At 65.4% G+C, this 25,069-nt stretch carries 27 protein-coding genes and 2 pseudogenes; 20 read left to right on the top strand and 9 right to left on the bottom strand.

Annotation, left to right across the window (positions count from 1 at the left end; genetic code table 11):
• Window positions 1–9 precede the first annotated feature (9 nt).
• Window positions 10–291: an FmdB family zinc ribbon protein gene (locus tag QOH60_RS02075; protein WP_526416643.1), complete on the top strand. Its 282-nt coding sequence runs from the start codon at window positions 10–12 to the stop codon at window positions 289–291.
• A 12-nt stretch (window positions 292–303) separates the two neighbouring features.
• Window positions 304–1,551 (top strand): formamidase, encoded by a 1,248-nt coding sequence (gene fmdA, locus QOH60_RS02070; RefSeq protein WP_526416575.1) that lies wholly within the window; start codon window positions 304–306, stop codon window positions 1,549–1,551.
• On the opposite strand, the gene QOH60_RS02065 is transcribed toward fmdA, so the two are convergent.
• The 4 genes and pseudogenes from QOH60_RS02065 to cobF all read right to left on the bottom strand — a co-directional run bounded on the left by QOH60_RS02065 (window position 1,552) and on the right by cobF (window position 3,623).
• Window positions 1,552–2,019, bottom strand: coding sequence for a zinc finger domain-containing protein (locus tag QOH60_RS02065; protein WP_526416641.1), 468 nt, complete (start codon window positions 2,017–2,019; stop codon window positions 1,552–1,554).
• 153 nt (window positions 2,020–2,172) lie between these two features.
• A pseudogene (locus QOH60_RS02060) lies at window positions 2,173–2,415 on the bottom strand (DNA-formamidopyrimidine glycosylase family protein); the annotation flags it as partial.
• A gap of 17 nt (window positions 2,416–2,432) precedes the next feature.
• Window positions 2,433–2,843 carry a phage holin family protein gene (locus tag QOH60_RS02055; RefSeq protein ID WP_526416573.1) on the bottom strand — a complete coding sequence of 137 codons (411 nt, stop codon included), beginning with the start codon at window positions 2,841–2,843 and terminating at the stop codon, window positions 2,433–2,435.
• Between the two features lie 36 nt (window positions 2,844–2,879).
• Window positions 2,880–3,623: a precorrin-6A synthase (deacetylating) gene (gene cobF, locus QOH60_RS02050; RefSeq protein WP_526416571.1), complete on the bottom strand. Its 744-nt coding sequence runs from the start codon at window positions 3,621–3,623 to the stop codon at window positions 2,880–2,882.
• Window positions 3,624–3,734: 111 nt separating this feature from the next.
• Between cobF and QOH60_RS02045 the strand changes: the two genes are divergently transcribed.
• Both QOH60_RS02045 and QOH60_RS02040 read left to right on the top strand, forming a co-directional pair.
• Window positions 3,735–4,640 (top strand): diiron oxygenase, encoded by a 906-nt coding sequence (locus QOH60_RS02045; protein WP_526416569.1) that lies wholly within the window; start codon window positions 3,735–3,737, stop codon window positions 4,638–4,640.
• Entirely contained in the window at window positions 4,637–5,698 is a 1,062-nt protein-coding gene (locus QOH60_RS02040) for a DUF4873 domain-containing protein (protein WP_526416567.1), read from the top strand. The genes QOH60_RS02045 and QOH60_RS02040 overlap by 4 nt, the downstream gene beginning before the upstream one ends.
• Here the strand turns inward: QOH60_RS02040 and QOH60_RS02035 are convergent.
• Window positions 5,689–6,633, bottom strand: a complete 945-nt coding sequence (locus QOH60_RS02035) for a dienelactone hydrolase family protein (protein WP_526416565.1) — start codon at window positions 6,631–6,633, stop codon at window positions 5,689–5,691. The genes QOH60_RS02040 and QOH60_RS02035 overlap by 10 nt on opposite strands.
• 158 nt (window positions 6,634–6,791) lie before the next feature.
• Here QOH60_RS02035 and QOH60_RS02030 point away from each other — a divergent pair, with 158 nt between their 5' ends.
• Window positions 6,792–7,556 carry an ATP-binding protein gene (locus tag QOH60_RS02030; RefSeq protein ID WP_526416563.1) on the top strand — a complete coding sequence of 255 codons (765 nt, stop codon included), beginning with the start codon at window positions 6,792–6,794 and terminating at the stop codon, window positions 7,554–7,556.
• A 9-nt stretch (window positions 7,557–7,565) separates the two neighbouring features.
• Window positions 7,566–8,438 carry an LLM class flavin-dependent oxidoreductase gene (locus QOH60_RS02025; protein WP_526416561.1) on the top strand — a complete coding sequence of 291 codons (873 nt, stop codon included), beginning with the start codon at window positions 7,566–7,568 and terminating at the stop codon, window positions 8,436–8,438.
• A gap of 200 nt (window positions 8,439–8,638) precedes the next feature.
• Here the strand turns inward: QOH60_RS02025 and QOH60_RS02020 are convergent, their stop codons facing one another.
• Window positions 8,639–9,253, bottom strand: a complete 615-nt coding sequence (locus QOH60_RS02020) for a pyridoxamine 5'-phosphate oxidase family protein (protein ID WP_526416559.1) — start codon at window positions 9,251–9,253, stop codon at window positions 8,639–8,641.
• A 73-nt stretch (window positions 9,254–9,326) separates the two neighbouring features.
• Between QOH60_RS02020 and QOH60_RS02015 the strand changes: the two are divergent.
• Window positions 9,327–9,828 (top strand): annotated as a pseudogene (locus QOH60_RS02015) (glyoxalase).
• 36 nt (window positions 9,829–9,864) lie between these two features.
• Complete coding sequence (gene rnhA, locus QOH60_RS02010) at window positions 9,865–10,320, top strand: ribonuclease HI (RefSeq protein ID WP_526416557.1); 456 nt, start codon at window positions 9,865–9,867, stop codon at window positions 10,318–10,320.
• A gap of 10 nt (window positions 10,321–10,330) precedes the next feature.
• On the opposite strand, the gene QOH60_RS02005 is transcribed toward rnhA, so the two are convergent.
• Window positions 10,331–12,601, bottom strand: a complete 2,271-nt coding sequence (locus tag QOH60_RS02005; RefSeq protein WP_526416555.1) for an ATP-dependent DNA ligase — start codon at window positions 12,599–12,601, stop codon at window positions 10,331–10,333.
• A gap of 68 nt (window positions 12,602–12,669) precedes the next feature.
• On the opposite strand from QOH60_RS02005, the gene ku reads away from it, so the two are divergent.
• The 8 genes from ku to QOH60_RS01965 all read left to right on the top strand — a co-directional run bounded on the left by ku (window position 12,670) and on the right by QOH60_RS01965 (window position 18,835).
• Window positions 12,670–13,605 (top strand): non-homologous end joining protein Ku, encoded by a 936-nt coding sequence (gene ku, locus QOH60_RS02000; RefSeq protein WP_526416553.1) that lies wholly within the window; start codon window positions 12,670–12,672, stop codon window positions 13,603–13,605.
• A 28-nt stretch (window positions 13,606–13,633) separates the two neighbouring features.
• Window positions 13,634–14,425, top strand: coding sequence for an SDR family oxidoreductase (locus QOH60_RS01995; RefSeq protein ID WP_526416551.1), 792 nt, complete (start codon window positions 13,634–13,636; stop codon window positions 14,423–14,425).
• Window positions 14,426–14,434: 9 nt separating this feature from the next.
• Complete coding sequence (locus tag QOH60_RS01990; protein WP_526416549.1) at window positions 14,435–15,508, top strand: NAD(P)H-dependent amine dehydrogenase family protein; 1,074 nt, start codon at window positions 14,435–14,437, stop codon at window positions 15,506–15,508.
• 26 nt (window positions 15,509–15,534) lie between these two features.
• On the top strand, window positions 15,535–15,810 hold the full coding sequence (locus QOH60_RS01985; RefSeq protein ID WP_526416547.1) for a hypothetical protein: 276 nt from the start codon (window positions 15,535–15,537) through the stop codon (window positions 15,808–15,810).
• Window positions 15,811–15,819: 9 nt separating this feature from the next.
• Window positions 15,820–16,074, top strand: a complete 255-nt coding sequence (locus QOH60_RS01980) for a hypothetical protein (RefSeq protein ID WP_526416545.1) — start codon at window positions 15,820–15,822, stop codon at window positions 16,072–16,074.
• A 4-nt stretch (window positions 16,075–16,078) separates the two neighbouring features.
• The gene (locus tag QOH60_RS01975) at window positions 16,079–16,375 is read left to right on the top strand and encodes a hypothetical protein (protein WP_526416543.1); all 297 of its coding nucleotides are present in this window, start codon (window positions 16,079–16,081) and stop codon (window positions 16,373–16,375) included.
• Between the two features lie 105 nt (window positions 16,376–16,480).
• A complete protein-coding gene (locus QOH60_RS01970; RefSeq protein ID WP_526416541.1) occupies window positions 16,481–17,704 on the top strand; it encodes an Nramp family divalent metal transporter in 1,224 nt (407 codons plus the stop codon).
• Between the two features lie 51 nt (window positions 17,705–17,755).
• Window positions 17,756–18,835 carry a poly-gamma-glutamate hydrolase family protein gene (locus QOH60_RS01965; RefSeq protein ID WP_526416539.1) on the top strand — a complete coding sequence of 360 codons (1,080 nt, stop codon included), beginning with the start codon at window positions 17,756–17,758 and terminating at the stop codon, window positions 18,833–18,835.
• Window positions 18,836–18,838: 3 nt separating this feature from the next.
• Here QOH60_RS01965 and QOH60_RS01960 read toward each other — a convergent pair whose 3' ends face one another.
• Window positions 18,839–19,930: a carboxylate-amine ligase gene (locus QOH60_RS01960; protein WP_526416537.1), complete on the bottom strand. Its 1,092-nt coding sequence runs from the start codon at window positions 19,928–19,930 to the stop codon at window positions 18,839–18,841.
• A 60-nt stretch (window positions 19,931–19,990) separates the two neighbouring features.
• Here QOH60_RS01960 and QOH60_RS01955 point away from each other — a divergent pair, with 60 nt between their 5' ends.
• Complete coding sequence (locus QOH60_RS01955) at window positions 19,991–20,434, top strand: TetR/AcrR family transcriptional regulator (protein ID WP_526416535.1); 444 nt, start codon at window positions 19,991–19,993, stop codon at window positions 20,432–20,434.
• A 1-nt stretch (window position 20,435) separates the two neighbouring features.
• Here the strand turns inward: QOH60_RS01955 and QOH60_RS01950 are convergent, their stop codons facing one another.
• On the bottom strand, window positions 20,436–21,320 hold the full coding sequence (locus QOH60_RS01950; RefSeq protein ID WP_526416639.1) for a lytic transglycosylase domain-containing protein: 885 nt from the start codon (window positions 21,318–21,320) through the stop codon (window positions 20,436–20,438).
• 249 nt (window positions 21,321–21,569) lie between these two features.
• On the opposite strand from QOH60_RS01950, the gene QOH60_RS01945 reads away from it, so the two are divergent.
• The 3 genes from QOH60_RS01945 to QOH60_RS01935 are packed head-to-tail and all read left to right on the top strand — an operon-like array spanning window position 21,570 to window position 25,020.
• A complete protein-coding gene (locus QOH60_RS01945) occupies window positions 21,570–23,144 on the top strand; it encodes an LCP family protein (RefSeq protein ID WP_526416533.1) in 1,575 nt (524 codons plus the stop codon).
• Between the two features lie 24 nt (window positions 23,145–23,168).
• On the top strand, window positions 23,169–24,461 hold the full coding sequence (locus QOH60_RS01940) for a S1C family serine protease (protein WP_526416531.1): 1,293 nt from the start codon (window positions 23,169–23,171) through the stop codon (window positions 24,459–24,461).
• Window positions 24,462–24,465: 4 nt separating this feature from the next.
• Window positions 24,466–25,020, top strand: a complete 555-nt coding sequence (locus QOH60_RS01935) for a YceI family protein (RefSeq protein ID WP_526416529.1) — start codon at window positions 24,466–24,468, stop codon at window positions 25,018–25,020.
• Window positions 25,021–25,069: the final 49 nt, after the last annotated feature.

The following is a 25,069-nucleotide window of genomic DNA, read 5'->3' as shown; positions in this document are numbered from 1 at the left end:
GAGGTGAGCATGCCGACGTACGGATATCGGTGCTCACAGTGCGGGGACTTCGACCGCCTGCAGCCGATGTCCGAAGCAGGCGCCGCCGTCACCTGTGTTTGCGGTTCGAGCGCGCGCCGAGTGTTCGGCCCGCCCGCACTGCCGTCACTGGATGCCGCCTTGCGCCGAGCTCTCGACGGCAGCGCCGCCAGCGCCGATGCCCCGCGAGTCGTGTCGTCGGTGCCGGGCCGCGCCCGGCGCGCGACACCTGTGACGACCGATCCGCGACACGCCCGTTTGCCCCGCCCCTGACCGGAGGTCTCCATGCCCGACGTCGTCTTCTCCGTCGATCAGGCCCGCTCGATGCGCGATCAGGCCGTGCCAGGACACAACCGCTGGCACCCCGACATCCCGCCCGCCGTTCACGTGCGACCCGGCCAGTCGGTCCGTGTCGAATGCCGTGAATGGACGGATGGCCAGATCGGCAACAACGACTCCGCCAACGATGTCCGCGACGTCGATCTCACCCACGCGCACATGCTGTCGGGCCCGATCTATGTCGAGGGCGCTGAGCCTGGTGATCTGCTCGTGGTGGACATTCTCGATCTCGGGCCCGTGCCGCAAGAAGTCGGCGACGCACCCGGCCAGGGCTGGGGATACACGGGCATCTTCGCGAAGGCCAACGGCGGCGGGTTCCTCACCGACCAATTCCCCGACGCCTACAAGGCGATTTGGGATTTCGCCGGCCAGAAGTGCACGTCGCGCCACATCAACGGCGTCGAGTTCACCGGCATCACCCACCCGGGTCTGTTCGGCACGGCGCCCTCGCCCGAGCTGCTCACACGGTGGAACGCCCGCGAACGCGCACTCATCGCCACCGACCCCGACCGGGTACCGCCGCTGGCGCTCCCTCCGCTCGAGGAATCGGTGCTGGGTGGCACCGCAAGCGGCGACGTCCTCGCCGCCATCGGTCGCGACGGCGCCCGGACCGTGCCGGCCAGGGAGAACGGCGGCAACCACGACATCAAGAACTTCACCCGCGGTTCACGGGTGTTCTATCCGGTGCACGTGCCGGGCGCGCTGTTCTCCGGCGGGGACCTCCACTTCAGCCAGGGCGACGGCGAGATCACCTTCTGCGGGGCCATCGAGATGGGTGGGTTCATCGACTTCCACATCGACCTCATCAAGGGCGGCATGGAGACCTACGGGGTGACGACGAACCCGATCCTGATGCCGGGCAACGTCGAGCCGCGCTATTCGGAGTTCCTGACGTTCATCGGCATCGGTGTACAGCACGACACTGATACGCAGTTGTACAACGATGCCACGGTGGCCTATCGCAATGCATGCCTGAATGCCGTTGCCTACCTTCAGAAGTTCGGCTACTCGGGTGCGCAGGCGTACCTTCTGCTGGGCGCCGCGCCCATCGAGGGCAGGGTCAGCGGCGTCGTCGACATCCCGAACGCATGCTGCTCGCTGTATCTGCCGACCGCGATCTTCGACTTCGACGTCACGCCGTCTGCGGCGGGCCCGGTCATGGCGGACCGCGGCGCGTGCGCGGTCTCGTCGTAACTATTTGAGCAGCCGCGACATTCGCCGGTCGGCCAGTATCTTGCCCCCGGTCTGACACGTCGGGCAGTACTGAAAAGACTTGTCTGCGAACGACACTTCGCGCACAGTGTCGCCGCATACCGGGCATGGCAAACCCGTGCGGTCATGAACCCGCAACCCCGAACGCTTTTCACCCTTCAATGTCGCCGCCTGCTGGCCCACCGAGCGGCTCACCGCGTCGGTGAGCACCGAGACCATCGCGTCGTGCAAGGCGGACACCTGCTGGGCGGACAATTTCGACGCCGTCGCGAACGGCGACAGTTTCGCGACGTGAAGAATCTCGTCGCTGTACGCGTTGCCGATGCCCGCGATCACCTTCTGGTCGGTGATGACGGTTTTGAGCCGCCCGCTGTTGGCCGCCAGCAGCGTCTCGAGGCCGTCGGGCGAGATCTCCAGAGCGTCCGGACCCAATGCGGCGATCCCGGGCACTTTCGACGGATCGTCGACAAGCCAGACCGCGAGCCGCTTCTGAGTTCCTGCCTCGGTCAGGTCGAAGCCGGGAGCCTCCCCCGGCGGACCGAGGTGCACTCGCAGCGCGATCGGCCCCTTCCCGGGCTTGAGCGGAGCGGCGGCCAGCTTGTCCGACCACCGCAGCCAGCCCGCCCGGGACAGATGCGTAATCAGATGCAGGTCGCCGACATCCATCCCGAGGTACTTTCCCCACCGGTCCGCGCCCGTGACCGTCTGGCCGTGCAGCACCGAGATCGCCGGGTCGAAGGTCTTGAGCACCGAGAACGCTGAAACGTCGACCCGCCCGATCGTCAGGCCGACGGCGTGCCGACGCAGGTGGTCGGCCAGTGCCTCGACCTCGGGGAGTTCTGGCATGACTCCAGTGTGCCGGTTCAGTCCCGGCGTGCGCGCTCGCGCTCGGTGTCGCGGACCAGCAGCCCCAGCAGCCAGCTCACGATCGACAGCAGGATCGCCGCCCAGATGGCCGTCCACCAGAACTCGTCGATGTGCAGCCCCCACCCGCCGGTGACGTTGTCGGTCAGCCAGGCCGTGATCCACAGCATGAACGCGTTGATCACGATGTGGATCAGCCCCAAAGTGAGGATGTACAGCGGGATCGAGATGATCTGCACGATCGGTTTGACGAAGGAGTTCACGACGCCGAACACCAGCGCGACGACGAAGATGACGCCCATCTCCTGAAGCTGGTTGTGGTAGCCGACGAAGTTGATCCCGTGGATCAATTTGGTGACCACCCACAGCGCGAACCCCGTCAGCACCGTGCGGAGCAGGAAGGGCCACATGCGCCTGATAATGCCATGGCGGCGAGCGGAAAAGGCCTACTTTGGCGATCGCAGTAGGTACGTATCCATGATCCAGCCGTGCCGTGCACGCGCGTCGGCTCGCGCCGCGACGATCTGCTGCCCGATCTCGCCGACCGTGCCCGACATCAACAGCTCGTACGGAGTGCCGAGGTAGGCCCCCCACCAGATTCGCGTGTCCGGCGGGCACTTTCGGAACGCGCAGTCCCCGTCGAGCATCACGACGACGGTTCCGGTGAAGCCGGGGTCCAGCCTGCGCCCCGTCGAAATCAGCACCGGCTCGCCAATGTCGTTGAGCGGTATGCGATGTCGTGCGGTAAGCGCCTGGATCGCGGTGATGCCCGGGATCACGTCGTAGTCGATGTCGACGTGTGCACCGACGGTGTCGAGGATCCGAAGAGTGCTGTCGTACACCGACGGATCGCCCCATGCCAGGAACGCGCCGACCTCGTCGGGCGCTTGCTGCGTCTCGATCGCCTGGGCCCACAGTCGCGCGCGCGCCGCATGCCACTCGGTCACCGCCGCGGTGTAGTCGCCGGTGCGCTCCCGCGGGGGGTCAACGAGTTCGGCGAACCGGTACGCGCGCGAGCGCTCGATAAACCGCGCGCAGACGTCGTAGCGCCAGCCGACCAGGTCGCTCGAACTTTCGCCCTTGTCCACCACGAAGAACACGTCGGTGTCGTTGAGCGCCGAAACCGCCTGTGCGGTGACGTGAGCCGGATCGCCCGCGCCTATTCCGATGACATGGATGCGGCGCGTCACGTCGGCAAGGCTAGCCGGTGCGGACAAAAGTATCCGGTACCGGGGGTATTGACTACTGCGCTTTGCCGACTTAACTTACACATGGACAACCCCGACGAAGGGACGGCTGCGATGACGTCATCTGTGGCGAAAGAGCAGGCTCCCACGCGCGAAGAGTTCGCAGAGCGGCTGCTCAAAGGCTCGGTCAAGAAGTCCTACGAACCCGTCGTCGACATCGACTGGGACGCGCCGCTCGATCCCGACAAGTACTACCTGCCGCCCAAAACCATCTCGCTGTACGGCACACCGCTCTGGGAGTCCATGAGCCGGGCGCAGCAGATCGAGGTGTCGCGCCAGGAGTTCGTCAACACGCTGTCGGCGGGGATCTGGTTCGAGAACATGCTGAACCAGTCGCTGCTGCGCGACATCCTGCACAAGGACCCAACGTCGGCCGCAACGCATTACGCGCTCACCGAACTTGGCGACGAGACCCGGCACATGGTGATGTTCGGCACGGCGATCGAACGCGTGGGGGCCAGACCGGTGCGTCCGCGGCGTTACCAGCGCTGGGCGATCAACGCATTACCGCTCGCATTCCGCGGATCGTTCCTCTGGGTCGCCGCTCTGATCGGCGAGGAGATCTTCGACTCACTGCAGCGGCAGATGATGGATGACGCCGAGCTGCAGCCAATGGTGCAGCGGCTCATGCGGATTCACGTCACTGAAGAGGCGCGGCACATCCAGTTCGCCCGGGACGGCGTGCGCAAGCGCGTCGTCGAGATGCCCAGGTTCAACAAGTTCCTGGTGGCCAATGTCAACGGGCTCGGCGGCTACTTCTTCCGATATCTGTTCACCAGCCCGGTCCCCTACAGCCGCGCCGGGCTCGACGGCCGGGCGGCGCGAAGGGTCGCTCGCGCGAACCCGCACTACCACGAGGCTCAGCGCGATGGCTTCGCTCCGCTGGCGGCGTTCCTGCAAGAGGTCGGCATGATGGGTCCGATCGCGCGGCGGATGTGGAAGCGCACCCACTTCCTGTGATCGACGTAGCGATCATCGGCGACGACGTCAAGGCACGTTTTCTCGCCGAATTCCTTGATCAACTCCACACTCTGCAGCTTCCCGACATCACTGCAGCGGTGTTCGACGGCGCCACCGACACGTGGCAGCTGCAGACGGTCACCGGCGAGAGCCACGTAACCCGCATCGTCGTCGATACCCGCACACTGCACCAGGTACCGACACCAAACATGGCGGGCTGCAACGACTTCGAGGGATCGCTGTTCCACTATGCGGCGTGGCCTGCGGATTTCGACCCGGCCGGCAGGCGCGTCGCCGTCATCGGCAATCGCGCGGCGCACGTCGTTTCCGCGCTTTCCGGCGCGACGGTGACCGTATTCGACTGTCCGCCGACCTGGCAGACCAGAAGAATCAGGCGCCGCTGGTTACCGCATCTTCCCGAGCGATCCGGGCCGCATACCGTCCCCTCGCCCGTGCGCCGAATCACCCGCGCAGGCGTCGAGACCACCGACGGCACGCATCACGGCGCCGACGCGATCATTCTCGCCTCCGGATGCGGTGCCGAAGCGTACCTAGGGGTCGCGGTCCACGGGTCGCCCAACTACTTCACGGTGCTCGGGCCTGATTCACCGATGGGCGACCAGGCCACGATCGCGGAGCAGCAGGGACGCTACATCGCTGACTGTCTTCAGCTGATGCGTGACAAGGGCGGTACGCGAATCGAAGTACGACGCAGTGCGCAGCAGCAGTACGTCGAACGCGGGCGTGTCACCGCCCCCCCGCGGGCGTTCGAGGTGGACGCCGGCTCGCAGCGACAGGTCTACGACGGTCCCGCGCAGCTGACGGTCGGTGACGAGGAGTATTCCGTCCGAGTACGACTCACCGGCCGCCTGGACCCGATCGATGGCAAATACCATTGGCAGGGAACGGTATTCGATACGACAGCCGAATTACCCTCGCGGCCGGTCAGATTGACCGTCGACCAATGCGGCGTGGACGCACGCATCGTCGAAACCACACCGTGGGGCAGCTACTCGATCGCCGGCGTCGGTGCGCCGCCGTACGCCGCTCAGACGTAGCGGCCGAGCCAGTCCTGCACCTTGCTCCAGGCATTGGCAGAGGCCGTCGGGTTGTACCGCGGTCCGGTGTCATTGAAGAACGCGTGGTCTGCGTTTTCCTCGACGACCACCTCATTGACCAGACCGGCCTTGTTCAGCGCCGCCACCGCCGCGTCCTTGGTCGAGGTGACGCGGTTGTCGAGCGCACCGTAGATCGCCAACACCGCAGCCTTCGATCCTCCGAAATCGGGATTGTCCGGCAGCGGACCGTAGAACGGCACCGCCGCTGCGAGTTGCGGCTCGCCTGAGGCCAGCAACTGCCACACCATCCCGCCGCCGAAACAGAACCCCACCGCGGCGACCTTCTTGTCAGGCACGCGGTTCTGGAGCTCGCCGACGCCGGACTTGAGATCTCCGACGAATCGCTCGGGCGAGCTCTTCGAGATGTTGGCCAACGCGGTTTGCGCCTCGGCGTCGCCACCCACCTTCGCGGTGCCACCCTCTTCCGACAGCAGATCGATCGCCAGCGCTGAATAACCCACGCCAGCAAATCGTCCGGCGACTGAACGCACCCAGTCGTTGAGACCTTTGTTCTCGTGAATGACCAGCACGCCGCCTCGCGCGTTGGGCGCCTCCGCCCACGCACCCTGCAGCTCGCCATTGGGCCCAGCCCATGTCACCGGCTGGGTCGGCAGCGCCTTGTCCATACCGGGCGGCGGAGAGGATGGGGGCGACGATGTGCCCGACGACGAACCTGAGGCGGCGGTACTCGAACTCGCGGTCGACGATCCGCTCCCTTTGTTCTCCGGCGTCCCGCACGCTGCGATGAGGGCGCTGGCCGCGCCTGCTGTCAAACCGAGCAGAGCCAGTCTGCGCACAGCCTCTCGCCTCGATAACAACCCCTCGACGTGATCCGTGGCGATTTCTTCAGCGATGTAGCGATGAATGTCGGTCACGGTCGCGAGTATGCGCCCCAACACTATGAGCCAGATTAGATTTCCTTGGCATCCCGTCGGCAATAGCCGGCAACAGGAGTGCCACGGCGTCCACCCGGGTATGCCCTCTGAATAGCTCGAAGAATGTTCTACAAATGCCCGGGGTGGGAGCAGGCGGAATGCCAGCTGATTACGCGCACAACCTCGTCTTCTCCCGAGCACCGGAGACGACGACGAACGTGCTTCAGCCGCATGGCTTCCTGGACGGCTCGACTTACTTGTCGCTTCGCAACGCGATCATCTCCGCCGCGATCGATGAACCTGAAGGCGTCATCGTTGACCTGTCCTCACTCGTGGTACCCGAGCCATCGGCACTGACGGCGCTGAGCAGCGCCTGCTGGCACATCGGCCGGTGGCCTCGCACGCCGATGGCTCTCGTTTGTAACGGCGAAGGCCCTGGCGAAGCGATTGCTCGCCAAGGCATTTCCCGGCGGATACCGATATTCGCGTCGATCGCCGAAGCCGCTGGGGCGCTGCGCTGCCGACGCTGTTGCACCGTGCGGCGACGTACTCACACCGAGTTCCCGCGTGCGACGTCGTGCATTCATGAGTCACGTGAGTTGGTAGCCGCCTGGCTAAGGGAATGGTCGAGGCCCGAGCTGATCTCGGTCGCCAAGCTCGTCGTCACCGTGTTCGTCGAAAACGTGTTCGCGCATACCGACAGCGCTCCTGTGGTCCGCCTCGACAACGTCGACGACATAGTCACGGTGGCGGTCGGGGACAACAGCTCGGCATTGGCCACCCGGACCGAGCGTTGCGGCGGCTTGGCCACCGACATCTCGGGCGTCGCGATTGTGGCCGCCCTGTGCCGAGAGTGGGGCAACGCGCCGACGCCGACCGGGAAGATGGTGTGGGCCGCAATCGGGCCGGAGAACGAGCTGTAAGGTTCGGCGATGCGATTCACCTTCGCCGAAGCCATGACCGACCCGACGTTCTATGTGCCGTTGGCCAAGGCTGCCGAGGCCGCCGGATACGACGCGATGACCATCGCGGACAGCGTCGCCTATCCCCTCGAGTCGGATTCGACGTACCCGTACACCCCTGACGGCAACCGCGAGTTCCTCGACGGCAAGGCTTTCGTCGAGGCGTTCGTGCTGGCCGGAGCGCTGCTGGCGGTCACGACCACGATGCGGTTCAACTTCTTCGTGCTCAAGCTGCCGATCCGGCCGCCCGCGCTGGTGGCCAAGCAGGCGGGCTCGCTGGCCGCGGTTTTCGGCAATCGGCTCGGGCTGGGCGTCGGCACCAGCCCCTGGCCCGAGGACTACGAGTTGATGGGCGTGCCATTCGCCAAGCGCGGCAAGCGGATGGACGAGTGCATCGCAATCATCCGCGGCCTGACCACCGGCGAGTACTTCGAGTTCCACGGCGAGTTCTACGACATCCCGACGACCAAGATGACCCCGGCGCCGTCAGAGCCGCTCCCGATCCTGATCGGCGGTCACGCTGAGGCGGCGTTGCGGCGCGCGGCGCGCTGCGACGGGTGGATGCACGGGGGCGGCTCTCCCGAGGAGCTCGACCAACTTCTGGAGCGGCTCGCGCAGCTGCGCGAGGAGGAGGGCAACACCGGGCCGTTCGAGATCCACGTCATCTCCGGGGACGGTTTCATGGTCGACGGGGTGAAGCGGTTGGAGGACAAGGGCGTCACCGACGTCATCGTGGGCTTCCGGATGCCCTACATCATGGGCTCCGATACCGAGCCGCTGGACGACAAGGTCCGCCATCTCGAGAAGTTCGCCGAGCGCGTGATTGCCAAGGTCAACGGGTAGGTTCGGACACGCATTCACATACGCCACACGCGTCACCGGCCGGAGGCAAAGTTGGATGTGCCCGTATCTTAGCGACAAGATCTGTTGCGGCCGAAGGCCGATCGAGGAACATCGCGATTGTCGCTAAGATACGGGCAATTCGATCACCGCCCGCCCGGGGAGACTGGAGTGACGAAAGTGGTTGCGCCGCTTATCAACGCTCAATACAACAGCTTGCGGTAGTTCGCTTCGCTGTAGTACTCCTCAAGCTGCTTGAAGTCGGCGTCCTTGCGAATCTGGTGTGCTATCTCCGCGGTGCTGGGCACCGCGTCCGGCTTCCACGTCTCCGGTTGCCATGCGTCCGAACGCAGGAATGCTTTCGCGCAGTGGAAGAAGACGTCCTCGACGTTGATTTCCAGCGCGAGGATCGGCTGGTTGCCGTTGACGGCCATCACGTCGAAGTAGTCGGCGTCCGCGACGATCCGGGCCTGCCCGTTGATCCGCAGCGTATCGCCGCGACCGGGCACCACGAAAATCGTTCCGACACTGGGCCGTTGAAGCACATTCAGGTAACCGTCAACGCGCTTATTGCCTGGCCGTTCCGGAATCGCGATCGTCGTGTCGTCAAGAATATGGACGAAGCCGGCGGGATCGCCCTTGGGTGAGACGTCGACGCGTCCGGCGGCGTCAGTCGTGGCGACGAACGCAAGGCGGCTGTGGGCGAGCCACTCGCGATGGATCGGCGCGAGACGGTCGGCGACCTTGTTCGCGACGTACTCCGACGGGTGGCCCACGACTGCTCGCAGTTGCTCTTCAGTGGTGATCTGCCGAGGCATACCGTCGATTATCGTCCACATGTCCAAGGGATTTCGACGACGACCCAGCGAGCGGCCGAAGTACCCTCAGGCCATGACGATCACCGTCGACGAGTTCGAGGTCGCTGACCCAGCGGACGCCTGGACGCGAGCCGGGTTCAGCGTCGACCCCGATGCCGTCTGCCGCCGCCCCTGCAGCGCCCGCCGAGCACGCGAACGGCGTCATCGCGATCGACCACGTCGTGCTGTTGTCACCTGACCTGGATAGGACGGTCGCATCGCTTGCCGCTGTCGGTGTGGACCCGCGCCGGGAACGGGACGGCGAGCTCGGCGGACGTCAGATCCGCCAGATCTTCTTCCGGTTCGGGGAGGTGATCGTCGAGGTCGTCGGCTCTCCGGACACGGCGAGCGAGGGGCCATCCACACTCTGGGGAATCACGTACGTCGTCGTGGACATCGACACGACCGCCTCGTTCTTCGGTGACCGCACAACGCCTGTCAAGGACGCGGTGCAGCCCGGACGTCGGATCACCACACTCCGCCATCATGACCTCGGCATGTCGGTCCGGACCGCAATGATCTCCGCGCGTCGCTGAGCCGACTCGCCAATCGAGGTGCCTATCCTCGGCGTCATGACCGAGGATGTCGTCGTCATCCACACCGATGGCGGGTGCAGACCCAACCCCGGCCCCGGCGGCTGGGGCGCGGTATTGCGCCACCATGAGCATGTCCGCGAGATGTGCGGCGGCGAGTCCGGTGCGACAAGCAATAACCGGATGGAGTTGACCGCGCCGATCATGGCACTGGAGGCGCTCACCAGACCCGTTGCGGTGCATCTGTACACCGACAGCACCTACGTCCGCAACGGCATCACCAAATGGGTGCTCGGCTGGGAACGCAACGGCTGGATGACCGCCGCGAAGCAGCCAGTGAAGAATGCCGACCTGTGGAGGCGGCTCCGGATGGCCTGTGCGCGACACCAAGTCGAGTGGTTCTGGGTGAAGGGACACTCGGGTGTCGCCGACAACGAGTTGGCCGACGTGCTGGCGACCCGGGGAATGCAGGAAGCGATCGACGGTTCGCGCTGATGGCCGGCGGTCAGGTCTGTTCGACGACGACCTCGTCCGGTGACTTGTCCGGCCGAAGACCGCGCCAGCTCGGGTGGCGCAGCCGCCCGTCCCCGGTCCATTCGCCGTAGCGCACCTCGCCGACGAGCTCGGGCCGCACGAACGTCACACCCGCCGCGTCCTGCTTGGAAAGCCGTTCAGTAAAAGGTGATTCGTCCGTGGCCAACGGTGCGAACGTCTTCTTCAGCCTGGTGAGCTCCTTGTCCGTGAAGCCCGTACCGACGCGGCCGACGAACCGCAGGCCGCCGTCCTCGGGGATGCCCATCATCAGCGCGCCGATGCGGCTCGTGCGCCCGCCGGTGCCCTCGCGCCAGCCTCCGATCACGACCTCCTGCGTCTTCCAGTTCTTGGCCTTGATCCACGAGCGTGAGCGCCGGCCCGGCTGATAGGTGGAATCCCAGCGCTTGGCGACGACGCCCTCCCACCGACGGCTGCGGGACTGCTCAAGCGCGTCGTCACCATCCCCGGACAGCAGTTCGTGAACGATGAGCTCGTCGCGGTCCTCAGCCAGTGCTTCCAGCACGCGTCGCCTGTCGCGGTACTTCGCCCGCAGCAACGACCTGCCGTCGAGTTGCAGGACATCAAAGGCCCAGAACTCGATTCGTGTTGCGCGCGCACGGTTCTGCATCTCGGAGAAACTCGGCACGCCGGAGTCGTCGAGTGCGACGACTTCGCCGTCGAGGACGACGCCGTGATCGCTCAGCGCGTCGACCACTACTTGCAGACCCGGGTATTCGCGGGTGACATCGCGGCCGCTGCGCGAAATCAGCCGCATCTCACCGTGATCGGCGTCGACGAGAAGCCGGTATCCGTCCCACTTGCCCTCGAAAGCCCATTCGGTGTGCGTCAGCCGGTCGACGGAGCCGAGGGTGGCCAGCATCGGGGCGAGGTCCTTGACGGTCGGCGACTCCTGATCCTTCATCCGGTGCGCCAACCACTGGTCGCCGTTGGTCTGGATCAGCGCGTAGCGGCCCGAAATCCGTTCTCCGTGAAGGGTCATGATCACTTCGTTGTCACGGAATTTCTCCGCCTCATAGGTACCCGTGTCCCAGATGACCATCTTGCCGGCGCCGTACTCGCCCTTCGGGATGGTCGCTTCGAACGTCAGGTACTCCAAGGGATGATCCTCGGTATGCACCGCGAGGTGGTTCACCGACGGCGTCTCCGGCAGGTTCTTCGGCACCGCCCAGCTGACCAGCACCCCGTCGCGTTCGAGTCGCAGGTCGTAATGCAGGCGTCTGGCGTGGTGCTCCTGGATGACGAACCGATTGCCGTTGCCCGGCTTCGGCTTTGACTTCGGAACGGGTTCCGGGGTCTTCGACGCGTCACGCATGCTCCGGTATTTGGAGAGCCGGTCGGTCTCCGCAGCGTCCAACGGCGCCAGCAGATCACCATCCCGTGCGACCCTCTGCAATACCTCGTCGAACCGCAAGTGCCGCAGATCCGGGTCGTCGAGTTCCTCCCAGGTGCGCGGCGCCGCCACGGTCGGCTCGGGCCGTCCGCGCAACGAGTACGGCGCGATCGTCGTCTTGGACCCGCTGTTCTGGCTCCAGTCGACGAAGACCTTGCCTTTGCGAACGCTTTTGGTCATGGTCGAGGTCACCGTCTTCGGCGAGGCCGCCTCGAGCTGTTGGGCCACCTTCTTCGCCAACGTGGTTGCACCCCGCGAACTCAGGGGGCTGTCCAGCGGAATGTACAGATGCATCCCCTTGCTGCCGCTGGTCACCGGATAGGTGCTAAGGCCGATGTCCGCCAACATATCTCGGATCTCGCGAGCGACTTCGGCCACCTGGGCCATCTGCACGTCTGGCCCCGGGTCGAGATCGAACACCACACGCGTCGCCGGACCGGGCTTCTGCTTCACAAACTGCCATTGCGGCACATGCACTTCCAGTGCCGCCTGCTGGCCGATCCACGCCAGCGCGGCGGGGCTGTCGATGATCGGGTAGGTGGTGTCACCCGAGCTGTGCTCGATGGTGGCGCGGTCGAGCCAGTCCGGCGCCGACGACGCCAGCTGCTTCTCGAAGAACGACGACTCCTCCACGCCGTTCGGCCACCGCTTGCGGGTGGCGGGCCGGCCCGCGATGTGCGGCAGCATGTACTCCGCGACGCTCACGTAGTACCCGAACACCTCTTCCTTGGTGGTTCCTGTCGCCGGATACAGCACCTTCTCGGCGTTGGTCAGCGCTACATGCGGGCCAGGCTCGTCCTCAGGAGGCCACACGTGGGGTATGCGCGCCATGGAGCCGGAGTTCCCTCCCGAGGGTGCCTGTGAACGTCCAACCACGGTATACCGGGCATACTGGCGTTATGCGTTCCATCTGGAAGGGCTCACTTTCCTTCGGGTTGGTGAATGTCCCGGTGAAGGTGTACAGCGCCACCGAGGACCATGACGTGAAGTTCCATCAGGTTCACGCCAAGGACAACGGCCGCATCCGCTACAAGCGGGTCTGCGAGATATGCGGCGAAGTGGTCGAATACCGCGACATCGCCCGGGCGTACGAGTCCGACGACGGCCAGACGGTGATCATCACCGACGAAGACTTGAGCACGTTGCCCGAGGAGCGCAGCCGCGAGATCGAGGTCATGGAATTCGTCCCGGCCAGCGAACTCGACCCGATCATGTACGACCGCAGCTACTATCTCGAGCCTGATTCCAAGTCGACCAAGTCCTACGTGCTGCTGGCCAAGACACTGGCCAGCACCGACCGGGTCGCGATCGTGCATTTCGCGCTGCGCAACAAGACGCGGCTTGCGGCGTTGCGGGTCAAGGACTTCAGCAAGCGCGACGTGATGGTCATTCACACATTGCTGTGGCCCGACGAGATTCGCGATCCCGACTTCCCCTCGCTGGATGCGAAGGTTGACGTCAAGCCGGCCGAACTGAAGATGGCCGAGCAGGTGGTCGAGTCGATGGCCGCCGATTTCAAGCCGGACGAGTTCCGCGACGACTATCAGGAGCAGCTGCACGAGTTGGTACAGGCGAAACTCGAAGGGGGCGAAGCTTTTCCCACCGAGGAGCAGGCTCCCAAGGAGCTCGACGCCACCGACGACGTCTCCGATCTGCTGGCCAAGCTCGAGGCCAGTGTGCGCAAGCGTCGCGAGGGTTCCGGATCGTCTGCGACCAAGTCAACGGCGAAGAAGGCACCCGCCAAGAAGACCGCGGCCAAAAAAGCGCCTGCCAAGAAATCAGCAGCCAAGAAGGCACCCGCCAAGAAAGCCGCAAGCAAGGCTGCGAAGAAATAGCTCGCGGCGGCGGGGCTAGTCTGCCGGAGTGATCCTTGACAGATTCCGGCTGGACGATCAGGTCGCAGTCATCACGGGCGCCGGGCGTGGACTCGGAGCCGCTATCGCACTCGCGTTCGCTGAAGTGGGCGCTGACGTCGTCATCGCCTCGCGCACCGAAAGCGAGCTCAACGACGTCGCCGAACAGGTCCGCGGACTCGGCAGGCGCGCGCATGTCGTCGTCGCCGATCTCGCGGACACCGACGCCACCGCGGCGTTGGCGCAGACCGCCGTCGACGAGTTCTCTCGCCTCGACATCGTCGTGAACAACGTCGGCGGGACGATGCCGAACACCTTGCTGACCACCAGCACGAAAGATCTCCGAAGCGCGTTCACGTTCAATGTGCTGACGGCCCACGCGCTGCTCACCGCAGCGGTGCCGCTGATGCTGGAAACCGCCAACGGCGGCAGCGCTATCAACATCACCTCGACGATGGGCAGGCTGCCCGGCCGTGGGTTTGCGGCGTACGGAACCGCGAAAGCGGCGCTGGCGCACTACACCCGGCTGGCCGCGCTGGACCTATGCCCACGGATACGGGTCAACGCGATCGCCCCGGGATCGATCCTCACCTCGGCTCTCGACATCGTGGCGAGCAACGACGACATGCGGACCCAGCTGGAGACCGCGACGCCGATGCGCCGGCTGGGTGAGCCTGCTGACATCGCAGCTGCCGCAGTGTATTTGGCGTCACCCGCCGGTGCCTATCTCACTGGCAAGACACTCGAGGTGGATGGCGGCCTCATCATGCCCAACCTCGAACTGCCGATCCCTGACCTGTAAAGGACCACGATGACAATACGAGTCGCCCAAATCGGCACAGGCAATGTCGGCCGGCATGCGCTCGCCGGCATTCTGAGCAACCCGCAGTTCGAACTCACCGCAGTCTGGGTGTCGTCGGCGGAAAAGGCAGGCCGCGACGCGGCCGAGCTCATCGGCTCGGACGCGCCCACTGGCATCAAAGCCACCGACGACCTCGCGGAAATCATTGAGGCCCAGCCTGACTGCGCGGTCTACACCGCGCTGGCCGACCACCGGCTGCTCGAAGCGCTCGAAGACTATCGGCGGCTGCTTGAGGCCGGCATCAACGTGGTGGGCACGGGACCGGTGTTCCTGCAGTACCCGTGGCAGGTCATCACCGATGAGATGATCGCGCCGCTCGAAGAAGCTGCGCGACTGGGTAATTCATCCCTCTTCGTCAACGGAATCGACCCGGGCTTCGCCAACGACCTGCTGCCGCTGGCCCTCGCAGGCACCTGCCAGAGCATCCAGCAGATCCGTTGCATGGAGATCGTCGACTACGCGACCTACGACAGCGCCACGGTGATGTTCGACATCATGGGATTCGGCAAGCCGTTGGACGAAACGCCAATCCTGTTGCAGCCCGGGGTGTTGAGCATGGCGTGGGGGTCGGTGCTGCGTCAGATCGCAGCGGGTTTGGGCATCGAACTGGACGAGGTCGTCGAGGTCTACTATCGCGAGCCGGCCCCTGAGGACTTCCAGATCGCGGCAGGATTGATCGCGAAGGGCACGGCGGCGGCGCTGCGGTTCGAGGTGCGTGGCCTCGTCGACGAAAGGCCAGCAGTGGTGGTCGAGCACGTGACGAGGCTTCGCGAAGACCTGCAGCCGGATTGGCCGCAACCGGCGCAGCCGGGAGGCTCCTACCGCGTGGAGATCACCGGCGAGCCGTCGTATGCGATGGACATCTGCCTCGGCAGCCCCAACGGCGACCACAACCACGCAGGTTTGGTGGCGACCGCGATGCGCGTCGTCAACGCGATCCCCGCAGTCGTGCTCGCCGAGCCGGGAATTCGAACCACGCTCGACTTGCAGCTAATTACTGGGAAGGGGTTGTACAGTCCGTAATTACGTGGGGTCGGCGAAAGGAAATCATGCGAATTCGACTGCGGTATCTGATGGCCGCCGGCGCGATAGCGGCGGTGTGCGGCGCGCCCGCCGCCGCAGCGGAGCCCTCCTGCACCACCGTCGGCGGTTCGACCACGTGTTCATCGCCGGGCAATACCGAGATCAACGCGACACCGCCGGCGGGCGATTTCACACTGCCTTACTGGGATGAGACCTTCGGCGACAGCGGGTATTACCCCGGACCGTATCCGGTGCCTTACAACGAGGGCAGCGGCGATGCGGGCAGCCCCAACCACCGGTAGGAGCTGACCGTGCGGGGCTACCGGGTGGGCTTGGCCGTCGCATTCGGCGCAGTCGGGATCGCTTCGATAGCGACCGCGCCGGTGGCGGCGGCCCTGCCCCATTGCGGAATGATTGCGCCGCAGACGATGCAGTGCGAGCGCGGCACCCACACGTCGATCAACACGTCGCCGAACGTCAGCATCAACACGGGTCCGTTCCTCGAGGAGCCGTGGCTCTACCCGGGTTATCCCGTCGTCGGAATCGGTGGCTGGGCGGTTCCCTGAGCGTATGCTGACGGTACGGTCGGGGACCGGCCGCTACTTCAGAGAATCGATCACCATGTCGGCACTTCGCCCCTCCGCAGCCGTCTTCGCAACCGTCGCAGTTTGCCTGTCCCTCGCCGCCGCGCCTCCGGCCGCGGCTGTTCCGGAATGCACCAACACCGGGCCCACCACCACAGTGTGTGAAACCAACGGCAGCACACAGATCAACACTTCGCCCGGCGTCACGAACAACTACCCGTTCGGATGGCCTTTCTGGGGCTCCGGCATCACGATCAGCCTTGGCGGTGGCAGGGGCAGGTAGGCACCGACCTGGTCCACAAGCCCTGTTATTCGTCTCCCGCGAGTCTTTTCGGCTAACCTAAGTTTTTTATTCGCGTGCCGGAAGACCTAAGGGGCGACATTGGCGGTGGAGCAGCACCAGGACGTCGGTCTGCGACGGAACTGGCTCCTGCTCGGCCCGGCGTTCGTCGCCGCCATCGCGTACGTGGACCCCGGCAACGTCGCGGCCAATGTCACCGCCGGGGCGAAGTTCGGTTTCCTGCTGGTGTGGGTGATTCTGCTCGCGAACGTAATGGCCGGTCTGGTGCAGTACCTCTCGGCGAAACTCGGGCTCGTCACCGGGCAGTCGCTGCCGCAGGCGATCGGCGCGCGGATGCGTCGGCCGACCCGGCTCGCATACTGGGCGCAAGCCGAATTAGTAGCGATGGCAACCGATCTCGCCGAGGTCGTGGGCGGGGCCCTCGCGCTGTACCTGCTGTTCGATTTGCCGCTGCTGGTCGGCGGCGCGATCACCGGAGCAGTATCGCTGCTGTTGCTCGTAGTTCAGGACCAGCGCGGCCAGTCGACGTTCGAACGCGTGATCACCGGCCTGCTGCTCGTCATCGCCATCGGGTTCCTCACCAGCCTGTTCGTCAACCCGCCATCGCCCGACCAGGTTCTGGGCGGGGTCGTTCCGCGCTTTCACGGCACCGACAGCGTTCTGCTCGCCACGGCGATGCTCGGAGCGACCGTGATGCCCCACGCCGTCTATCTCCACTCGGGACTGACCCGCGATCGACACGGCCATCCCGAGGGACCCCGACGCGCACTGCTGCTGCGCATGACGAAATGGGACGTCGGGTTGGCGATGGTGGTCGCGGGCACGATCAACATGGCCATGCTTCTTGTTGCCGCCACGAATCTGCAGGGCCGCAAGGACACTGACACCATCGAAGGCGCCCACGCCGCCGTGCGGGACACCCTGGGCCCGACGGTCGCGCTGTTCTTCGCGATCGGTCTGCTCGCGTCGGGTCTGGCGTCGACTTCGGTGGGCGCCTACGCCGGCGCGATGATCATGGCCGGTCTGCTGCACCGCGCGATTCCCCTTGTGCTGCGCCGTCTCGTCACGCTGATCCCCGCGCTGATCATTTTGGCGATCGGCGTCGACCCCACCCGCGCACTCGTGTTTTCCCAGGTGGTGTTGTCTTTCGGCATTCCGTTCGCGCTGATACCGCTGGTGCGGCTGACCAGCGACGCGACGCTGATGGGTGAGGACGTGAACCACCGGGTGACGACGCTGCTGGGCTGGTTGGTCGCCGGGCTTATTAGTCTGCTGAATGTGGGGTTGTTGTACCTGACCGTGGCGGGCTGACGCGGACGCGAGGAGCAAAAGGGAGAGGACGCGAGGAGCAAAAGGGAGAGGATGCACACCTATTTCGCCTACGGCTCGAACCTGTGCGTCAGGCAGATGGCGCGACGCTGCCCCGGCGCCACCAACCCCCGGCCCGCGATGCTCTCCGACCACACCTGGCTGATCAACGAGCGCGGGGTCGCCACAGTCGAGAAGTTCGCGGGCACAGAGGTGCACGGGGTGCTGTGGAACGTGTCCGACCATGACCTCGCGACGCTGGACAGCGCCGAGGGAGTTCCGGTGCGGTACCGCCGTGACCGGCTGACGATTCACTCCGCGCACGGCCCCGCCGACGCGTGGGTGTACATCGACCACCGTGTCGAGCCTGGGCCGCCACGGCCGGGGTACCTGGAGCGGATCATTGACGGCGCCGTCCACCACGGGCTACCGCACCGCTGGATCGAATTCCTCCGCCGCTGGGATCCAGCACATTGGCCGCATCCATTGGCATCAAAAAACACTGGGCCGCAGACATTCTCAGATTTGTTGCAGTTTCCCGGCGTCGTCGAGGAGAGCCGGTTGCGATCCCGCTTCGGCTTCCTGGCCATTCACGGTGGCGGCCTCGAACAGATGACCGACGTGATCGCCGAGCGCGCGGCCTACGCCGCAGATGCGTCCGTGTATGTGGTCCGCCACCCCGACCGGTACCCGCATCACTTGTCGTCTTCCAAGTTCCGCGCAGCGGAATCGTCCACTCTCGCAGAGTTTCTCGAGCATGTAGACGTGGTGGTGTCGCTGCACGGTTATGGCAGGATCGGGCGCAGTACCCAGCTGCTGGCCGGAGGCCGCAACCGCGAGCTGGCGGCCCACCTCACGCGGCACATCGACCTTCCGGGCTACCACCTCGTCACCGACCTGGACGCGATTCCGGCGGAACTGCGGGGCATGCATCCTGACAACCCGGTGAATCAGGCGCGCAATGGCGGGGTGCAGCTCGAATTGTCTTCCCGCGTACGGGGAATCAGCCCTCGCAGCCAGCTCCCCCGCTGTGCTGGATGGTCGCTCGGACAAGCCTCGCTCGGCGACGGCCTGTCGCCGGCCACCTCTGCGCTCGTGCACGGGCTCGCTGCGGCGGCACGAGCGTGGCCGTGACGGTCAAGAAAGCGTTGCCTCGGCGACTTCGCCGATGACGTCGGATATCTCGCCTCGTCGGCGCCACGCGCGTATCTGCCGCATGGCGCCGTTGCCCGCGACGACGATCCGGTTCAGCTCGTCCCGCACATGGGAGTGCTCGCCCAACCGGTCCAACGCCGGGCCAATGCGCGTGACGAAACCCTCGAGCAGACGACGTGTCGGCGCCGACCGACACCCGCCTGCGAGATCAATTGCACTTCCGCTCAAACCTTCTCGGGCCGCCTTCCAATAGGCCGCCCGCAGAGTCTCCGCGGCCACCCTTACTGGAGGTAGGCCACTCTCCAACTCGTCAAGGGCGGTCATCACCGCCGCGCGGATCAACGTCGCGAGCAGCACCGTCTCGGAGACCGTCAGCGGCACGTCGGCACCGCGGACCTCGATCGTCGGGAACTGCGACGACGGCCGAACATCCCAATAGACCATGCCGTCGTCGAGGATCGCACCTGTGTCCATCAGCATGTCGACGGTGGCGTCGTAGTCGTCGACAGATTCGAAGTACGGCGGCGGCCCGGCACTTGGCCACCGGGCCCACAGGATGCTGCGCCAGCTCGCATACCCGGACTCGGCACCGCGATAGATCGCGGAGTTGGCGCTGAGCGCGACCAACAGCGGCAGCCATGGCCGCAGCCAATTGCTCACGTGGATCGCCGCGCCGCGATCGGGCACCGCGACATGGACGTGGCAGCCGCAGATGCCTTGTTCGTGGGCGATCATGCCGAAGCTGTCGGCGATCTTGCTGTACCGCGGGGTGTCGGTGATCGGGAACTGGTGTGGCACAGAAGGCGGCAAGCCGACGGCCAACAGCCTTGCGCCACACGCGGATGCGGACTCCGCAGCGATGCTGCGCATACGAGTCAGGTCAGACCGAAGTTCGTCACTAGTGTCCGCGACGTCCGACGTCGTCTCCACCTGGCAGCTGGTCAGTTCCAGCTGGAGGTCGACACCACGCGTCTTGGCCTCTTGCGCCACAACACGATTCACCGGGACGGGCTCACCGGACTCGGGGTCGACGAGCAGAAACTCTTCCTCGACGCCAACGGTCGGATTTACCATGTCACGACGCTACCGAGTGTCAGAATTGACTGCAGCCGGATGCGCGGCGATTCTGGCGTTGTGGCAGACGAGCAGCAGCGAAGCGATCCGGTATCGCGATTGCTACGCCTGCCCGGGACTACCCGAGGCTTCATCGATCGAATCGTCGCGGGCAGTGTCAACCAGTCCGGCCGGACCACCCTGCACATGCTGATCACCACGTGGGACCTGGCAGGTGGCGGACCATTCGCCGCCAGTGCGATGGCCACGACCGGCATGGCCAAGACGGTCGACATCGTCGAGAAGAGCCTGACCGTTCCGGTGTTCAGCCCGATCATCAAGCGGCTTGGGGCGGACAAGGTCAAGCTGCGCGCGTCGCTGTGCGCGTCGGCGCTCGTCGGCATCGGCATCATGCGCTACGCCGTGCGCTCCGAACCGATCCACTCGATGGAGGTAGACGCCCTGGTCGACGCGGTTGCGCCGACCTTGCAGCGGTACCTCACCGGCGACCTTTCAAGGCCCTGACTTACTGCGGGTGAGACGCCACGTATGTGTCGACTGGAATCGGTGCGTCCGCGGCAAAGCCGATCGGCAGCAGCACGTCACCGGCGGTCGTATAGCAGTAGACCTCCCAACGGTAGTAGGTACCGAACACCGCCGGATCGGCCGCAATCAGCGCCGCGTAGTCGTCGACCGCTCGGACGTATTGAGCCGCGTGGTTGTAGGCGAAGACCGCGCGATCGCGATCAGCGGCAAAGCCGTTCGCCGCGAGAAACCGGCCGGCGGCCATGATGCTGTCGCGCGGCGAGTGAATATCGCCTCCGTCGCCGTACGCCGCGAATGTCGCGGGCAGGAACTGCATCGGGCCCTCGGCGCCGGCGGTACTCACGCCGTTGATGCTGCCCAGCCTCGTCTCGATCAGGTTGATCGCAGCCAGATAATTCCAGCCGACGCCCGTCGCCGCTTCGGCGTCGTGGTAGTAGCCCAGCAGGTCACCGGCCGGCGCTGGCGGCTCGATCCGCCACGCGGGAAGCGTGTCTCGCGTGTGCGCCATCGCGGCGAGTTGCCGGCGGGCGTCGACATTGCGGGCGTAAACCTCACTCAGCGACGAGGGCATTCGGGAACGCACGACCGCGTCCCACTCGGGGTGGCGCCCGATGGCGCGGTAGGCCGCCTGTTGACGTCGCGCCGCCGCTGACAGCGCTGCGTCCGACGTCGCCGCGTCGCGAAGAGCCTGCTCATCGGCAATGAGGTCGTCAGCAAGCTTCACGGGGTCTGACGACAGCCTGGGCTGTGCGCCGGGGGGTCCAGACACCGTCGTCTCGTCCATCGCGGTGGCTCGGACTGTCGTAGGCGCGGCGACCGTCGGCGCGGACGACGTGCCATGCGCGCAGCCACCGAGCGAGCCCATGATCGCGACAAGCGCGAGCGGCGCGCCTAGCCTGCTGAGAATCAACCCGTTCTCCCCTTTTGGCGTCGCCGGAGCGGTAGCGGCACCGCTGCCACCAGGGTAGAAGAGGCCTTGATCACGCTCGCAGCGCGCATTGGCTTGCGTCAGGGATAATTCTTGGGAATCATGACCAGCCCGGCACACCGATCTGGGGGTCGGGACAGCCGGCCTCATCGACACCAGCCGCGCCATCGCCTCCCCGAGCGGGCGGTGAGGCGCCGGCTGCTGAGGGGCGCGCAGGCACTGATTTCCCTGGTCGCGGTCGGCATGATCGTGGTCACCGGGTTCGGATGGGTGAAAACGCACGACATGTTCACCGGCATCACCACCTCGCAGGCGCTGGAGGGCGATCCTGGCTCATCCGGTGGTGAGCAGAACATCCTGATCATGGGACTGGACAGCCGGCTCGACGAGCATGGCAACCCCTTGCCGCAGGAAATCTACGACGCGTTGCACGCCGGTGACGAAACCACGGGCGGATACAACTCGAACGTGCTGATCGTGGTGCACATCCCCGCGGGCAATGGTCCGATCACCGCGATTTCGATCCCCCGCGACGACTTCGTCGACCTCGCCGGATGCCCCACCTCGAGTTGCAAGGGCAAGGTCAAGCAGGCCTACGGGATGGCCTACCAGAACGCGATGGACTCGATGGCCAAGAAGTCCAGCTCCAAAAGCACAGACGACGACCCGACGGTCAACGAGCAGAAAGCACGCGAGGTCGGCCGCAAAGCTCAGATCAATACCGTTCGCAATCTCCTCGGGATCCCGATCGACCACTTCATCGAAGTCACCCTGGTGGCATTCTTCGAGATCGCCCAGGTGGTCCAGCCGATCACGGTGTGCCTCAACGAAGACACCAAGGACACGTTTTCCGGCGCCGACTTTCACAAGGGCACCCAGCAGATCAATGCCTCCCAGGCCATGGCCTTCGTCCGACAGAGGCGCGATGTCAACGACGAGCTGATGTTCACCGACCTGGACCGGACCCGACGCCAGCAGGCGTTCATCGTGTCGCTGCTGTCGGCGCTGCAGCACGGCGGATCGTTATCGAAGACAAGTGACCTGAACAAGCTGCTCGACGTCGCCCGCCAGAACATCGCGGTGGACTCCGGGTTCAACCTGCCGGCGTTCCTCAAAGACGCGCCGTCGTTCACCAGCCGGGGCATCTCCCTGTTCACGCTGCCGATCACGGGATTCAGCCGAGACTCCCTCGGTGAGGACATCAACACCGTCGACGTGCCGACCATCCGCTCGATCGTGCGCCATCTTGTCAACGGTGAATCACCCAAGCCGTCGTCGAGCAGCACGGCCGGAAGTTCGTCGTCGTCGGTGGACAACGCGGCCGCGACGACGACGAGCGGCATCGTCCTGAACGTCGTCAACGCTTCGGAGTACTACGGTTTGGCCACCCGGGTGCTGGCCGCGCAGACCAAAAAAGGCTTTGAGCCAGGGGACATCACGACAGCGGACACCGTGGCCGACGAAAGCACGGTCACGTACGGGTCCGGCGCGCAGGAAGCGGCCGAGGCGCTGGCCCGTGAGCTGAACATGACCGCGACCGCGTCAGAATCCGTAGCCGCAGATAGTGTGGAGCTGACGATCGGTACCGACTTCCCGAGCAGCGACTTCGCGTCGGGAACGGAGACCACCGGTAGCAGCGCGGCGACGACGACGTCGTCGACTCCCGTGGCTACCGTGTCAGCGACCGCCACCGGCACACAAGCACCCGCACCAACGGATCTCACCCGTATGACGATGGATAAGGCGCCCTGCGTCAAGTGACGGGCGGGGAGGACACTAGAGGACATGGCGAACGATCCGGGGTACGCGCCAGGCCCTGATGGACCCGGGTCCCCCGACTGGCGCTGGCGGCATCCGGATCCGCGCCCGCCTCACGCCGGCTACCGGCAGCCGTACGACTGGGGCTATCCTCCGCAGCCGCAAGACCGCGGCGTTGCTGGTGAAATGCCCACTGCGCCAAATGTTTTGCCGAAAGCACCTAAACGCGGTCGCGCGTCATGGCTAATCGTGGGCGCATTGGTTCTCTGCGTGGTGTCCGCCGCGCTCGGAGGCGTGGTCGCGCTGACGGTCCGTTCGCCTCACTCGATGATCAGCAGCTTTGTCACCGCGCCTGCGAACAGCAGCCCACCGCAACGCTTTCAGCCCGGATCTGTCGAGCAGGTCGCCGCCAAGGTCGTGCCCAGCGTGGTGAAACTCGAAACGAAATTGGGAAACAAGTCCGCCGAAGGCTCCGGCATCATTCTCAATGCCGACGGCCTGATCATGACCAACAATCACGTGGTCTCGGTGCCCGATTCCAGTGCCGGCGGCAAGACCGACTCCTCGGTGACGTTCAGCGACGGCAGGACAACCACATTCGCCAAGGTCGCGGCGGACCCGACCACCGACATCGCCGTCGTTCGCGCCGAGAACGTCTCCGGTCTCACGCCGATCACCATCGGGTCGTCGGCAAATCTGCACGTCGGCCAGAGCGTCGTCGCGGTGGGTTCACCCCTTGGCCTGACAGGCACCGTCACCACCGGGATCATCAGCGCGCTCAACCGCCCGGTGTCGACCGTCGGTGAGGCCGATAACCAGAACACGGTGCTCGATGCCATTCAGACCGACGCCGCGATCAATCCCGGAAACTCCGGCGGCGCGCTCGTCGATATGAGCGGCACGCTGGTCGGCATGAATTCGGCCATCGCCACCGTGGACGCCGACAGCCGCGCCGCCGGCGAAGCCGGATCGATCGGACTCGGCTTCGCGATACCCATCGATCAAGCCAAGCGCATCGCCGACCAGCTCGTCACCTCCGGCAAGGCCACGCACGCGTCACTCGGCGTACGGGTCGGAAGTGATGCGACCACGCACGGTGCCAGGATCATGGGCGTCACCGGCGACGGCCCGGCCGCGTCGGCCGGCATCCCAAGCGGAGCCGTGGTCACCAAGGTCGACGAGCGCGCGATCGACAGCGCCGACGCGTTGGTTGCCGCGGTCCGATCGAAGGCGCCCGGAGACAAAGTCACGCTGACCTATCAGGATCCTGCCGGCGCGACGAGAACTCTCTCGGTGACGTTGGGGACTGCTCCGCAGTAACACGATGGCCCAGAAATCAACGTGGGCGTTGGACGCCTCGGATGGTCAGCTGGTGATCAAGACCGGCGTCAGCGGCCGCGCCGCGCGGATGGGCCACCGACTCACAATCGCACTGAATTCCTGGCGCGCGGAGGTCAATTGGACCGGCGACGAGCCGTTGTCGGTGGATCTGAACATCGATGTCGATTCGCTGGAGGTTCTGCGCGGGGACGGCGGGGTCACCCCGCTGTCGGGGCCCGAGAAGACGTTGGCCCGGTCCAATGCGTTGAAGTCGCTGGGCGCGGACCGGTTTCGGACCATCAGCTTCCGCGCTGACGTGGCGGAGCCGTCGTCGGTCGGGTACCGCCTCACAGGGACTCTGGAGATCCACGGGGTGAGTCGCCGCCACGTCGTGGAGCTGAGGGTCGACGACCTCGGCGATTCGTGGCGGATGACATGCGAGGCGCAGGTCCGCCAGTCCGAGTTCGGCATCAAGCCGTATTCCATGTTCATCGGCGCCATGAAGGTTTCCGACGACGTGACGGTCATGTTCGAGGCGGCTCGGGCCAAAGACGGCTGAGCCATTGTTACCGGGTGGCCAACTGCCCGAGTATTTTTCGCCACGCCGG

This window comes from Mycobacterium sp. (assembly GCF_032159765.1).
In the GTDB taxonomy this organism is placed as follows: domain Bacteria; phylum Actinomycetota; class Actinomycetes; order Mycobacteriales; family Mycobacteriaceae; genus Mycobacterium.
This window is presented reverse-complemented; position numbering and strand designations above follow the sequence as displayed.